We start from the raw sequence: 14426 nt of genomic DNA on the forward strand, positions 1-14426 counted from the left end.
GTTATGAATGTTAGATAAAAGCAAACAATTAGTTATAAGGAGCAACCATGCGCGTCATTACCCTGGCCGGAAGCCCCCGCTTCCCCTCTCGCTCCAGCGCACTGCTGGAATACGCTCGCGAAAAGCTTAATGCTCTGGATGTCGAAGTGTGTCACTGGAATTTGCACAATTTCGCGCCTGAAGATCTGCTCTACGCCCGTTTCGACAGCCCAGCGCTGAAAACCCTGATCGAACAACTTAAGAGTGCTGACGGGCTGGTCGTCGCGACACCGATTTACAAAGCCTCTTTTTCCGGCGCACTGAAAACGCTGCTCGATCTGCTGCCCGAACGCGCGCTGGACGGTAAGGTCGTCCTGCCGCTGGCCACAGGCGGTACGGTAGCCCATTTACTGGCGGTGGATTATGCCCTCAAGCCGGTTCTGAACGCGCTTAAAGCGCAGGAGATCCTGCATGGCGTCTTCGCTGACGACTCACAGGTAATCGACTACCAGCATAAACCCCATTTCACGCCGAATCTGCAAACCCGCCTCGACAGTGCGCTCGACACCTTCTGGCACGCCCTGAACCGTCGGGATCGCCACGCGGCGGCATTTCATCAATCACAAGGAGTGGCGCATGTTTAAAACAGTTACCCGTATCGGGCTGGCAGGTCTGCTGGCAGTGGCGTCGCTGGCTCAGGCGGCGGAGAAAGCGCCGGATAGCCTGCGTATCGGTTATCAGAAGGGCAGCGTCAGCATGGTGCTGGCGAAAAGCCATGCGTTGCTGGAGAAGCGTTTCCCGGAGACCAAATTCTCATGGGTCGAGTTTCCTGCCGGGCCACAGATGCTGGAGGCGCTGAACGTCGGGAGTATTGATTTAGGCAGCACCGGCGATATCCCGCCGATCTTTGCGCAGGCTGCCGGGGCGGATCTGGTTTACGTTGGCGTTGAGCCCGCCAAGCCGAAGGCAGAGGTGATCCTGGTGCCGGAAAACAGCGAGATTAAAAGCGTCGCCGATCTTAAAGGCCATAAGGTTGCTTTCCAGAAAGGTTCCAGCTCGCACAACCTGCTGCTGCGCGCGTTGCAGGAGGCCGGCCTTAAATTCACCGATATCCAGCCCGTTTACCTGACGCCTGCCGATGCGCGCGCGGCGTTTCAGCAAAAAAATGTTGATGCCTGGGCTATCTGGGATCCGTACAACTCCGCCGCACTGTTGCAGGGCGGTGTGCGGGTGCTGAAAGACGGCACCACCCTGAAGCAGACCGGTTCGTTCTACCTGGCGGCACGTCCTTACGCTGAGAAAAATGGCGCATTTATTCAGCAGGTGCTGGATACCTTCTCTCAGGCCGATGCGCTGACCCAAAGCCAGCGTCAGCAGAGCATCACGCTGCTGGCAAAAACCATGGGCCTGCCTGAACCGGTGATCGCTACCTATCTTGACCACCGTCCTCCTACCACCATAGCGCCTGTTGACGCCCACGTTGCCGCTCTCCAGCAGCAAACGGCAGACCTCTTTTATCAAAACCGCCTGGTTCCAAAGCAGGTGAATATTCGCGAACGCATCTGGCAACCCGCTGGCATTGAAGGAAAAAAATCATGAGTCTGAATCTTTTCTGGTTTTTACCCACCCACGGTGATGGACACTATCTTGGCACAGAAGAAGGCGCCCGCCCGGTCGATCACGGCTATCTACAGCAGATCGCCCAGGCGGCAGACCGCATTGGTTTTACCGGGGTGCTGATCCCAACGGGCCGCTCATGTGAGGATGCGTGGCTGGTTGCCGCATCGATGATCCCCGTCACCCAGCGCCTGAAATTCCTGGTCGCCCTGCGCCCGAGCGTGGTGTCGCCCACCGTCGCGGCGCGTCAGGCAGCAACGCTGGACAGGCTCTCCAACGGCCGCGCGCTGTTCAACCTGGTGACGGGCAGCGATCCGCAGGAGCTGGCGGGCGATGGCGTTTTCCTCGATCATACCGAGCGTTATGAAGCTTCCGCGGAGTTCACCCGCGTCTGGCGACGTCTGCTGGAAGGGGAAACCGTCACCTTCGAAGGGAAACATATCCACGTTCGCGATGCGCAGCTCTACTTCCCGCCGGTACAGCAGCCGCGCCCTCCCCTCTATTTCGGCGGATCGTCGGACGTGGCGCAGGAGCTGGCGGCTGAGCAGGTCGATCTCTATCTGACCTGGGGTGAGCCACCGGAGCTGGTGAAAGAGAAAATTGCTCAGGTACGCGCTAAAGCCGCAGAACATGGCCGTACGGTACGCTTCGGCATTCGCCTGCACGTGATCGTCCGCGAAACCAACGACGAGGCCTGGCAAGCCGCCGACCGTCTGATCGCTCATCTGGACGACGACACTATCGCCAAAGCACAGGCGGCGTTTGCCAAAACCGACTCCGTGGGCCAGCACCGGATGGCCTCCCTGCACAACGGCAAGCGTGAAAATCTTGAGATCAGCCCGAACCTGTGGGCCGGGGTGGGTCTGGTGCGCGGCGGCGCCGGTACGGCACTGGTCGGCGACGGTCCAACCGTAGCGGCACGCATTAATGAATATGCGGCGCTGGGGATCGACAGCTTTATTCTGTCTGGCTACCCGCATCTGGAGGAGGCGTACAAGGTGGGTGAACTGCTGTTCCCGCACCTGGATGTCGCTATCCCGGAAATTCCGCAGCCACGCCAGCTTCAGTTGCAGGGCGAAGCCGTGGCGAACGCGTTTATCCCGCGAAAAGTCGCGCAAAGCTAAGGAGCCACCATGTCTGCAACCGCACAAAAATGGCTGCTGCGCGCCGCGCCGTGGTTTCTGCCCGTCGGCATTGTCCTCGTCTGGCAACTGGCGTCTTCAACTGGCTGGCTGTCGAGCCGCATTTTGCCCTCTCCGGAGGGCGTTGTGGAAGCGTTCTGGTCGCTCAGCGCCAGCGGTGAGCTGTGGCAACATCTTGCCATCAGCTCCTGGCGCGCGGTAATTGGCTTTTCGATTGGCGGAAGCATCGGCCTGACGCTGGGGCTGATCAGCGGCCTGTCACTCTGGGGTGAGCGGCTGCTGGATACCTCCGTTCAGATGCTGCGTAACGTGCCGCATCTGGCGCTTATTCCGCTGGTTATTCTGTGGTTTGGCATTGATGAGAGCGCCAAAATTTTCCTCGTGGCGCTGGGAACGTTATTCCCGATTTATATCAATACCTGGCATGGGATCCGCAATATCGATCGCGGTCTGGTGGAGATGGCCCGCAGCTATGGCCTGTCAGGTTTTGCCCTGTTTACCCATGTGATCCTGCCGGGCGCCCTGCCCTCCATTATGGTTGGGGTGCGTTTTGCGCTCGGCCTGATGTGGCTAACCCTGATCGTGGCGGAAACCATTTCGGCTAACTCCGGCATTGGTTATCTGGCGATGAACGCCCGCGAGTTCCTGCAAACGGACGTGGTGGTGGTTGCCATTATCCTTTATGCCCTGCTCGGCAAACTTGCGGACGTCAGCGCCCAGTGGCTGGAACGTAGCTGGCTGCGCTGGAACCCGGCCTACACCGCTCAGGAGGCGAAAGCATGAATACTGCACGACTGAACCAGGGAACACCGTTACTGCTGAACGGCGTGACCAAACGCTACGGCGACAACACCATTCTGAATGCACTGGATCTGCATATTCCTGCCGGACAGTTTGTGGCCGTTGTCGGCCGTAGCGGTGGCGGCAAGAGTACCCTGCTGCGTCTTTTAGCCGGGCTGGAAGCGCCTAACAGCGGTGACATTCTGGCAGGCACTACGCCGCTTTCCACAATTCAGGATGATACACGCATGATGTTTCAGGACGCGCGTCTGCTGCCGTGGAAAACGGTGATGGATAACGTCGGGCTGGGCCTGAAGGGCAGCTGGCGGGAGGACGCCCGGCAGGCACTCGCTGCGGTAGGGCTGGAGAATCGCGCGGGAGAGTGGCCTGCGGCCCTGTCGGGTGGACAAAAGCAGCGCGTAGCGCTGGCACGCGCGCTGATTCACCGTCCCGGCCTGTTGCTGCTTGATGAACCGCTCGGCGCGCTTGATGCCCTGACGCGGATCGAGATGCAGGATCTGATTGAAACCCTCTGGCAGACGCACGGCTTTACGGTGCTGCTGGTGACGCATGACGTCAGTGAAGCCGTGGCAATGGCAGACAGGGTGCTGTTAATAGAAGAAGGTAAAATTGGTCTGGATCTGACGGTAGATATTCCACGTCCTCGCCGCGTGGGATCGGCCCGCCTGGCGGAGCTGGAAGCCGAAGTGCTGGATCGGGTGATGAAGCGTGGGGAAGCGGAGATTCAGCGGATAAAGGCTAATGCCTGATGCCCTCACCCCGGCCCTCTCCCACAGGGAGAGGGAGAAAACCGATGCCCCGCGACCCCACGCAGGCCCGGTAAGCGTAGCGCCACCGGGCTTTTTTACATCAGGCCAGCGCCTTAGCAATCTTCTCGTACAGATCGCCAGACAGATTTTCCAGCCCTTTCAGCTGCTCAAGCGCGGCGCGCATTTTCGCCTGACGCTGCGCATCGTAACGTTTCAGGCGGATCAGCGGCTCAATCAGACGAGACGCCACCTGCGGGTTACGGCTGTTCAGCTCGGTTAGCATTTCAACCATGAACTGATAACCGCTGCCTTCTTCGGCATGGAACGCGGCCGGGTTGCTGCTGGCGAAGGCACCAATCAGAGAGCGGACGCGGTTCGGGTTGCTCATGGTAAACGAACGGTGCTTCAGCAGGCTGCGTACTTTGCTGAGTACATCGGCTGCCGGGCTGGTGGCCTGAAGGATGAACCACTTGTCCATCACCAGACCATCCTGATGCCACTTGTCGTCGTACTCCTGCATCAGCGCATCGCGGCACGGCAGTTCGGCGGCAACGCTTGCAGCCAGCGCGGCCAGCGCATCCGTCATGTTATCGGCTTCGTGGTACTGCTTGCTGACCAGCGTGTTCGCCAGCTCTGCCTCACCAAACGCCAGATAGCGCAGGCAGGTATTGCGCAGGGAACGTTTACCGATATCCGCATGTTCCACCCGATACGCGTCCAGCTTGTTGGCGTTATAAATGGCGAGGAACTCATCTGCCAGTTCGGTCGCCAGCGTGCGGGTCAGCGCTTCACGCACGGCGACGATGGCAATCGGATCAATGATGTCAAACAGCTCGGCGATTTCAGTCGCAGACGGCAGCGTCAAAATTTCAGCCGCCAGCGCCGGGTCAATGTTCTCATCCAGCAGGATGGCACGGAACGCGTCTGCCACATGAACCGGCAGCGTCAGCGGCTGGCCCTGCTGGTAACGGTTGACGTTCAGCTTGATGTAGGTCGCCAGCAGACTTTGTGCGGCATCCCAGCGAGAGAAATCGTTGCGCGCGTGACGCATCAGGAACGTCAGCTGCTGATCGCTCCACTTGTATTCGAGTTTCACCGGCGCGGAGAATTCGCACAGCAGGGCAGGAACAGGCTGGAAATAGACGTTATCAAAGATAAAGGTCTGCTCTGCCTGGGTCACGTTCAGCACGTTATGCACCGGGTGACCGCCCTTCTGTAAAGGGATCACGTTGCCTTCATTGTCGTACAGCTCAACGCTGAACGGAATGTGCAACGGATGTTTCTCTTCCTGCTCGGCCGTTGGCGGCGTGCGCTGGCTGATGGTCAGCGTGTACTGCTCAGTTTCCGGGTTGTAGTCGTCTTTGACCGTCACAATCGGCGTACCGGCCTGGCTGTACCAGCGGCGGAAATGAGACAGATCAACGTTAGAGGCGTCTTCCATCGCCTGAACGAAATCGTCGCAGGTGGCCGCACTGCCGTCGTGACGCTCGAAGTAAAGCTGCATCCCTTTCTGGAAATTCTCTTCACCCAGCAGGGTGTGGATCATGCGGATAATTTCAGCGCCTTTTTCATACACCGTCAGGGTGTAGAAGTTATTCATCTCAATGACTTTATCCGGGCGGATCGGGTGCGCCATTGGGCTGGCATCTTCTGCAAATTGCAGACCACGCATGGTGCGCACGTTGTTGATGCGGTTTACCGCCCGCGATCCCAGATCGGAGCTGAACTCCTGATCGCGGAAGACGGTTAAGCCCTCTTTCAGGCTCAGCTGGAACCAGTCGCGGCAGGTGACGCGGTTCCCGGTCCAGTTATGGAAATATTCGTGGCCGATAACGCGTTCGATATCGAGGTAATCTTTATCCGTTGCGGTATCGGTACGCGCCAGCACGTATTTGGAGTTAAAGATGTTAAGACCTTTATTCTCCATCGCGCCCATGTTGAAGAAATCGACCGCAACGATCATATAAATGTCGAGGTCATATTCGAGACCAAAGCGCGTTTCATCCCACTTCATGGAGTTGATGAGGGAGGTCATTGCCCACGGTGCGCGGTCAAGGTTGCCACGGTCCACGAACAGCTCCAGCGCGACTTCACGGCCAGAGCGCGTTTTAAAGGTGTCGCGCAGGACATCGAAATCTCCCGCCACCAGCGCAAACAGATAGCAGGGCTTCGGGAACGGATCCTGCCACTGTACCCAGTGACGGCCATTCTCCAGTTCCCCCTCGCCAATCCGGTTGCCGTTGGAGAGCAGGTACGGGTACAGCGTTTTGTCGGCAATAATTTTGGTGGTAAAGCGCGCCAGGACGTCCGGGCGATCCAGATACCAGGTGATATGGCGGAAACCTTCGGCTTCACACTGGGTACACAGGGCTACGCCTGACTGGTAAAGCCCTTCCAGCGCGGTATTGGCGGCAGGGCTAATTTCATTCACGATGCGCAGGGTGAAGCGTTCCGGCAGGTTGTCGATGACCAGCTGGTTGCCTTCTTCTTTATAGTCTGACCAGGCTTCATCATTAATATGCAGGGAAACCAGCGTCAGGTCTTCACCATCCAGACGCAACGGCACGGCTGTCGCGCTCTGGCGCGTCACCTGGCTTACCGCCGTCACGACGGTCTTTGTGGCATCCAGGTCGAAAGTCAGATCGATATCGCTTATCAGGTATTCCGGCGCACGGTAGTCGTGGCGGTATTTAGCTTGTGGCTGTTGTGTCATAGAAAACCTTATGCATCGTTTGTCGAGTAACGATTCAATATATTCCTGTTGCGTAAAACGCGCTATGCAGAATGTTCATCTTTTCAGGCACAACGCCCTTTTTAGCTACATTTTTGTAACACAGGGCACGAAATGCTCTCGACCATAAAGTGTGCTTATGTTGTGATCGGGGTTCAATAAATCACTAAACAGGGTATACTCCGGAGTTGTTTATTGTACTAAACGCTCCCGTGAGAGGATGCTACAGCGCACCTATGACTCAATTCGCTTCTCCGGTTCTGCATACGTTGCTGGATACCGACGCGTACAAGCTGCATATGCAGCAAGCCGTGTTTCACCACTATCATGATGTCCATGTTGCGGCGGAATTTCGCTGCCGGGGTGACGACTTGCTGGGTATCTACGCAGATTCCATTCGTGAACAGGTCGAGGCCATGCAGCATCTGGCGCTCACCGATGACGAATATCAGTGGCTTTCAGGCCTGCCTTTCTTTAAAGCGGACTATCTGAACTGGCTGCGTGAGTTCCGCTATAAGCCGGAACAGGTCACCGTCACCAATGATAACGGCAAGCTGGACATTCGTCTGACCGGCCCGTGGCGCGAAGTGATCATGTGGGAAGTGCCGCTTCTGGCCGTGATCAGCGAGCTGGCTCACCGCTATCGCTCCCCTGAAACCGGTGTGACGCAGGCGGTTGCCGCTCTGGAGAATAAACTCGTTGAGTTTTCCAGACTGACCGAAGGGCTGGATATGTCCCGCTTCCGTCTGATGGACTTTGGCACGCGCCGCCGCTTCTCTCGCGAGGTTCAGGAAGCCATTGTCAGACGTCTGCAACAGGAGCCGTGGTTCGTTGGCACCAGTAACTACGATCTGGCACGTCGCCTTGATTTAACGCCGATGGGCACTCAGGCGCACGAATGGTTCCAGGCGCACCAGCAGATCAGCCCTGACCTTGCCAACAGCCAGCGCGCTGCCCTCGCCGCGTGGCTTGAGGAATACCCGGATCGGCTGGGTATTGCCCTTACCGACTGCATTACCATGGACGCGTTCCTGCGCGACTTTGGCCCTGAGTTTGCCGAACGCTACCAGGGTTTGCGCCATGATTCCGGGGACCCGGTTGAATGGGGTGAGAAAGCCATCGCCCATTACGAAAAACTGGGCATCGACCCCATGAGTAAGGTGCTAGTCTTCTCCGATAACCTTGACCTGGCGAAAGCCGTCGACCTTTATCGCCATTTCTCATCGCGGGTGAACCTGAGTTTCGGGATTGGTACGCGGTTAACCTGTGATATTCCTCAGGTGAAACCGCTGAACATCGTCATAAAACTGGTGGAATGTAACGGTAAGCCGGTCGCGAAGCTCTCCGACAGTCCGGGCAAAACCATCTGCCATGACAAAGCGTTTGTCCGCGCATTACGTAAAGCCTTCGATTTGCCTCAGGTTAAAAAAGCCAGTTAACGGCTTCGGGGGAGCCTTCATGGCTCCCCTTCTCTTATTAATTTCTTATTTCTTCTCTTAAGACGGTGAAATTTACTTGTCTGATAGCGGATGGCAGGTAACATAGATATCCCCCCTATAAGGGCGGACAAGTGTTTATTTTTTCCGACTATTAACAGAGAGAATATTATGAGCGTTGTGCCTGTAGCCGACGTACTCCAGGGCCGTGTCGCCGTTGACCAGGAGGTCACCGTGCGCGGATGGGTGCGTACTCGCCGAGATTCTAAAGCTGGCATCTCCTTCCTCGCCGTCTATGACGGTTCCTGCTTTGATCCTGTACAGGCCGTCATTAATAATTCTCTGCCCAATTACAATGATGACGTTCTGCACCTGACAACCGGCTGTTCCGTGATCGTCACCGGTGTTGTGGTGGCCTCTCCGGGCCAGGGTCAGAGCTACGAAATTCAGGCGACCTCGGTGGAAGTGACCGGCTGGGTTGAAGATCCTGACACCTACCCGATGGCTGCAAAGCGTCACAGCATCGAATATCTGCGTGAAGTCGCGCACCTGCGTCCGCGCACCAACCTGATTGGTGCGGTTGCCCGCGTGCGTCATACGCTGGCGCAGGCGCTGCATCGCTTCTTTGACGAGCAGGGTTACTTCTGGGTTTCTACTCCGCTGATCACGGCTTCCGATACCGAAGGCGCAGGTGAAATGTTCCGCGTTTCGACGCTGGATATGGAAAACCTGCCGCGTACGCCGGAAGGTAAAGTCGATTACGACAAAGACTTCTTTGGTAAAGAAGCCTTCCTGACGGTTTCCGGCCAGCTCAACGGCGAAACCTACGCCTGTGCGCTGTCTAAGATCTACACCTTCGGCCCAACCTTCCGTGCGGAAAACTCCAACACCAGCCGTCACCTGGCGGAATTCTGGATGCTGGAGCCGGAAGTGGCCTTTGCCGATCTGAATGACGCGGCAGCCCTGGCAGAAGCGATGCTGAAATACGTGTTCAAAGCCGTTCTCGAAGAGCGTGCAGATGACATGAAATTCTTCGCTGAGCGTGTCGATAACGACGCTATCGCCCGTCTTGAGCGCTTCGTCTCCGCAGACTTCGCGCAGGTGGATTACACCGACGCGGTCGCTATCCTGGAAAAATGCGGTGAGAAATTCGAAAACCCGGTTTACTGGGGCGTGGATCTCTCCTCCGAGCACGAACGTTATCTGGCAGAGAAGCACTTCAAAGCACCGGTTGTGGTGAAAAACTATCCGAAAGACATTAAGGCGTTCTATATGCGCCTTAACGAAGACGGTAAAACCGTTGCCGCGATGGACGTGCTGGCGCCGGGCATCGGTGAGATCATCGGTGGCTCCCAGCGTGAAGAGCGCCTGGATGTGCTGGACGCGCGTATGCAGGAGATGGGGCTGAACCCGGCGGACTACAGCTGGTATCGCGATCTCCGTCGCTACGGCACCGTTCCGCACTCCGGCTTCGGCCTGGGCTTCGAACGTCTGATTGCTTACGTAACAGGTGTTCAGAACGTACGTGATGTGATTCCGTTCCCACGCACACCGCGTAACGCAAGTTTCTAACCGAGCAAATCATTAATGGCCAGCAAATGCTGGCCATTATTTTATCCTGCAATGTCAGTTTTCGTCAGTCAAAAGTAAGCATCTTTAAACCACAACCCCGCGATTACCTCTACCTGTTACGTTTTGTTTCCACGAAATATCCCGAGACAAAAATTAACCCCACTCTTATTGCGCTTAAAACAATTCTTACGCAATAGCACAAAAAACAACCAATTCCACAGCCATCCGGATGGCTTAAGCCGATTATAAGAAAAAATGAGCCGTTTAACTTCTGTTTATACGAAAGGCCTTTAGCTAAATTAAACATAAGGAAATCATATATATAAGAATAAAGCGGGTGTTTAATTCGCCAGGCGGCACTGAAGTTTGAGGTGCTTCACAAAGTTCCCAAAAATACACATTTAGTTACATATATTTTCTTTTGGTAACTGAATCTTGAAGATTGTAGCACTTTCAGTGTAGCGAAACGGTTCTATGAATGGAAAGATGCCTGTCAGACACATAAAGACACCTAACTCTCATCAATAGTTCCGGAAATATTTATTGACAGAATTTATTGACGGCAGTGGCGAGTGTCATAAAAAAACCAATGAGGGTAATAAATAATGATGAAGCGCAATATCCTGGCAGTGGTAGTCCCTGCCCTGCTGGTAGCCGGTGCAGCAAACGCTGCTGAAATCTATAACAAAGACGGCAACAAATTAGATCTTTACGGGAAAGCAGTCGGCCTGCATTACTTCTCCGATAATGACAGCAACGATGGCGACAACACTTACGCACGTCTGGGCTTCAAAGGCGAAACTCAGATCAACGATCAGCTGACTGGCTACGGTCAGTGGGAATATAACTTCCAGGGTAACAACTCTGAAGGCGCTGATGCTCAGAACGGCAACAAAACCCGTCTGGCATTTGCGGGCCTGAAATTCGGTGACGCAGGCTCCTTCGACTACGGTCGTAACTACGGTCTGGTCTATGACGCAATCGGCATCACCGATATGCTGCCTGAGTTCGGCGGCGACACCGGCGTCAGCGATAACTTCTTCTCTGGCCGTACCGGTGGCCTGGCGACGTACCGTAACAGCAACTTCTTCGGCCTGGTTGACGGTCTGAACTTTGGTGTTCAGTACCTGGGCAAAAACGAGCGTACTGATGCAGTACGTTCCAACGGCGACGGCTGGGCAACCTCTCTGAGCTATGATTTCGAAGGCTTCGGCATTGTGGGTGCTTATGGCGCCGCTGACCGTACCAACAACCAGCAGACGCTGGAATGGGGTAAAGGCGACAAAGCTGAACAGTGGGCAACCGGCCTGAAATATGATGCGAACAACATCTACCTGGCAGCTATTTATGGCGAAATGCGTAACGCAGCGCGTCTGGGCAGCCGTGGTTTCGCTAACAAGTCTCAGGACTTCTCTGTCGTCGCTCAGTACCAGTTCGACTTCGGTCTGCGTCCATCCATCGCTTACTACAAATCTAAAGCGAAAGACGTAGAAGGTATCGGTGACGAAGACTACATCAACTACATCGACGTTGGTGCGACATACTACTTCAACAAAAACATGTCTACCTATGTTGACTATCAGATCAACCAGCTGAAAGACGACAACAAGCTGGGCATCAACAACGACGACATCGTGGCTCTGGGTCTGGTTTACCAGTTCTAATCAGCACACCTCGTTGTTATATGCTTCATGAACAGGGCTTCGGCCCTGTTTTTTTATTCCTGAGAGAAAATAATAGCGACTTTTGAAAAGCCGCACGCTTTTCGTCGCAAACGGTTGGCATTTTGTAAATCTACCGTTAACCTGATAGCGGATTTCACTTCTGTAATCACAATGGAACTTCGTCATGTTTGAGAACATTACTGCCGCTCCTGCCGACCCAATTCTGGGCCTGGCCGATCTGTTTCGTGCCGACGACCGCCCTGGCAAAATCAACCTGGGTATTGGTGTATATAAAGATGAAACCGGCAAAACTCCGGTACTGACCAGCGTCAAAAAAGCTGAGCAGTATCTGCTGGAAAACGAAACCACCAAAAACTACCTCGGTATTGATGGTATCCCTGAATTTGGTCGCTGCACCCAGGAGCTGCTGTTCGGCAAAGGCAGCACCATTGTGAGCGAAAAACGCGCCCGCACGGCGCAGACCCCAGGCGGTACCGGCGCACTGCGCGTGGCGGCAGATTTCCTGGCGAAAAACACCTCTGTGAAGCGTGTGTGGGTAAGCAATCCAAGCTGGCCGAACCACAAGAGTGTGTTCAATTCTGCGGGTCTGGAAGTGCGTGAATACGCGTACTACGACGCGGCAAACCACGCGCTGGATTTCGACGGCCTGCTGGCCAGCCTGAGCGAAGCCCAGGCGGGCGATGTAGTGCTGTTCCACGGCTGCTGCCATAACCCAACCGGTATCGATCCTACGCTTGAGCAGTGGGAACAGCTGGCTAAGCTGTCCGTTGAAAAAGGCTGGCTGCCGCTGTTCGACTTCGCTTACCAGGGCTTTGCCCGTGGTCTGGAAGAAGATGCAGAAGGTCTGCGCGCATTCGCCGCCGTGCATCAGGAGCTGATTGTCGCAAGCTCCTATTCCAAGAACTTTGGTCTGTATAACGAGCGTGTCGGCGCCTGTACGCTGGTGGCCGCTGACGATCAAACCGTCGATCGCGCATTCAGCCAGATGAAGTCCGTGATCCGCGCTAACTACTCCAACCCACCGGCACACGGTGCGTCTGTGGTCGCGACGATCCTGAGCAACGATGCGCTGCGCGCAATCTGGGAGCAAGAGCTGAACGATATGCGTCAGCGCATTCAGCGCATGCGTCTTCTGTTTGTGAACACGCTGGCTGAGAAAGGCGCTGACCGTGACTTCAGCTTCATCATCAAGCAGAACGGCATGTTCTCCTTCAGCGGCCTGACCAAAGAGCAGGTGCTGCGCCTGCGTGAAGAGTTTGGCGTGTATGCCGTTGCCTCTGGCCGCGTGAACGTTGCAGGTATGACGCCTGACAACATGGCGCCGCTTTGCGAAGCCATTGTCGCGGTGCTGTAACCTGCACCCATAAAAAAAGCCTGCATCGCGCAGGCTTTTTTATTTTACCGGGTTTACCAGACAGGCATTTCATCCTGAAGGAACGGGTTATGCAACCGCTCATCGCCCAGCGTTGACATTGGTCCGTGTCCAGGGATAAACGTCACATCATCACCTAACGGCAATAACTTCTGCTTAATCGACTGAATCAGCTGACCGTGATCGCCGCGTGGGAAATCGCTGCGTCCTACGCCCCCTTTGAAAATCACGTCACCGGAAATCAGCAGGCGCGACACGTCATCAAAGAAGACGATATGGCCGGGCGTATGTCCGGGGCAATGCAACACCTGTAAAGTTACATTCCCTACGTTAACGCGATCGTCTTCGTTCAGCCAGCGATCCGGTGTCAGTGGCTGACAGTCATCCAGACCAAACATGCGGCTTTGGGCAGGCAGCCCCTGAAGCCAGAACTCATCTTCTTTTTCCGGACCGATAATCGGCACACCGTAGTGTTCAGCCAGTTCAGCCGCTGCACCCACATGGTCGAGATGGCCATGGGTGAGTAAAATCTGCATCAGCGTTACACCGCTGGCAGCGACTTCCTGCTTGATTGTCTTAGCGTCGCCACCGGGATCAACAAGCGCGGCCAGTTTAGTTTGTTCACACCAGATCAATGAACAGTTCTGTGAGAACGCGGTAACCGGAATAATACGATAGTTCATACTGCTCCTGTGTTTCGTTATTACCAGTGCCGAACCGGCCCGGTATCAATATGCACAAAGTTGCTACGTGGGTAGTATCCTACACCACCTGCGCGCATAGATAACGCCGCTTTGCGAATATTGGCTAACGAAACGCCTTCAATATGGAAATCCATCGCCTGCCCTTTGGTGTGATAGCTTTTTTTCGCTACCCCACGGCTGTGGGCGCGCAGTTCATTGTTGGTATCCAGAGAGCGATAGCCAGAAATGAGTTGCACCGGCCTTTTGGTTCCCAGCAGTCCCTGCAAGCGGTAAAGCTGATCGAATAATCCAGGGTCGATGGCTTTGATTTTATTCGCGCGGAAATCACGGAAAAAATGGTTGAGTCTTGCTAATTCATCCTGAATATAGCCTCTGCCATCGAAAAATTCCGCTTTAAGCGTCTCACCAGTATGCAGATTGTTGAGCGTTAAAATACGCGGACGAGGTGTCGAGAGGGTGGCAAATGCTGGCGTCGGAAGGATGGCTGCTGCGCCCAGCGCAACGCCACCTAACGCCAGCAATTTGCGGCGATTAGCGTCAAATTTGTCCATGATAATCAGGTCTACAGGTAAAAGAAATTGTCAATATGCTTAGCGCACGAAGGGCACCATAACTGGCAAAACCTGTTACGTCAAGGC

At 55.2% G+C, this 14426-nt stretch carries 12 protein-coding genes; 9 read left to right on the forward strand and 3 right to left on the reverse strand.

Annotation, left to right across the window (positions count from 1 at the left end; translation table 11 throughout):
* Window positions 1-47: 47 nt before the first annotated feature.
* From ssuE to ssuB, 5 genes are read left to right on the forward strand one after another with little or no spacing between them, the layout of a single operon-like run.
* Window positions 48-623, forward strand: a complete 576-nt coding sequence (ssuE, locus tag RHN82_RS01950) for an NADPH-dependent FMN reductase (protein ID WP_023296267.1) — start codon at window positions 48-50, stop codon at window positions 621-623.
* On the forward strand, window positions 616-1578 hold the full coding sequence (locus tag RHN82_RS01955; protein ID WP_047051704.1) for a sulfonate ABC transporter substrate-binding protein: 963 nt from the start codon (window positions 616-618) through the stop codon (window positions 1576-1578). Before ssuE ends, RHN82_RS01955 begins: the two co-directional genes overlap by 8 nt.
* Window positions 1575-2720, forward strand: coding sequence for an FMNH2-dependent alkanesulfonate monooxygenase (gene ssuD, locus RHN82_RS01960; RefSeq protein ID WP_017384817.1), 1146 nt, complete (start codon window positions 1575-1577; stop codon window positions 2718-2720). The genes RHN82_RS01955 and ssuD overlap by 4 nt, the downstream gene beginning before the upstream one ends.
* A 9-nt stretch (window positions 2721-2729) precedes the next feature.
* Window positions 2730-3521 (forward strand): aliphatic sulfonate ABC transporter permease SsuC, encoded by a 792-nt coding sequence (ssuC, locus tag RHN82_RS01965; RefSeq protein WP_047051705.1) that lies wholly within the window; start codon window positions 2730-2732, stop codon window positions 3519-3521.
* The gene (ssuB, locus tag RHN82_RS01970) at window positions 3518-4288 is read left to right on the forward strand and encodes an aliphatic sulfonates ABC transporter ATP-binding protein (RefSeq protein ID WP_022647644.1); all 771 of its coding nucleotides are present in this window, start codon (window positions 3518-3520) and stop codon (window positions 4286-4288) included. The genes ssuC and ssuB overlap by 4 nt, the downstream gene beginning before the upstream one ends.
* A 100-nt stretch (window positions 4289-4388) precedes the next feature.
* Here the strand turns inward: ssuB and pepN are convergent, their stop codons facing one another.
* A complete protein-coding gene (gene pepN / locus RHN82_RS01975; protein ID WP_047051706.1) occupies window positions 4389-7001 on the reverse strand; it encodes an aminopeptidase N in 2613 nt (870 codons plus the stop codon).
* Between the two features lie 254 nt (window positions 7002-7255).
* Here pepN and pncB point away from each other — a divergent pair, with 254 nt between their 5' ends.
* The 4 genes from pncB (at window position 7256) to RHN82_RS01995 (ending at window position 13066) form a co-directional block, all read left to right on the forward strand.
* Entirely contained in the window at window positions 7256-8458 is a 1203-nt protein-coding gene (gene pncB, locus RHN82_RS01980; RefSeq protein ID WP_003858188.1) for a nicotinate phosphoribosyltransferase, read from the forward strand.
* 168 nt (window positions 8459-8626) lie between these two features.
* Window positions 8627-10027, forward strand: a complete 1401-nt coding sequence (gene asnS, locus RHN82_RS01985; RefSeq protein ID WP_015570955.1) for an asparagine--tRNA ligase — start codon at window positions 8627-8629, stop codon at window positions 10025-10027.
* A gap of 605 nt (window positions 10028-10632) precedes the next feature.
* Entirely contained in the window at window positions 10633-11691 is a 1059-nt protein-coding gene (gene ompF, locus RHN82_RS01990; RefSeq protein ID WP_047051707.1) for a porin OmpF, read from the forward strand.
* Window positions 11692-11875: 184 nt separating this feature from the next.
* Window positions 11876-13066: an amino acid aminotransferase gene (locus RHN82_RS01995; protein WP_023299734.1), complete on the forward strand. Its 1191-nt coding sequence runs from the start codon at window positions 11876-11878 to the stop codon at window positions 13064-13066.
* 53 nt (window positions 13067-13119) lie between these two features.
* Here RHN82_RS01995 and RHN82_RS02000 read toward each other — a convergent pair whose 3' ends face one another.
* Both RHN82_RS02000 and RHN82_RS02005 read right to left on the reverse strand, forming a co-directional pair.
* Window positions 13120-13767, reverse strand: a complete 648-nt coding sequence (locus RHN82_RS02000) for an MBL fold metallo-hydrolase (RefSeq protein ID WP_047051708.1) — start codon at window positions 13765-13767, stop codon at window positions 13120-13122.
* 20 nt (window positions 13768-13787) lie between these two features.
* Window positions 13788-14339: a YcbK family protein gene (locus tag RHN82_RS02005; protein WP_003858202.1), complete on the reverse strand. Its 552-nt coding sequence runs from the start codon at window positions 14337-14339 to the stop codon at window positions 13788-13790.
* Window positions 14340-14426: the final 87 nt, after the last annotated feature.

It is taken from the genome of Enterobacter cloacae complex sp. EB5 (genome assembly GCF_031432835.1).
Classification (GTDB): domain Bacteria; phylum Pseudomonadota; class Gammaproteobacteria; order Enterobacterales; family Enterobacteriaceae; genus Enterobacter; species Enterobacter hormaechei_C.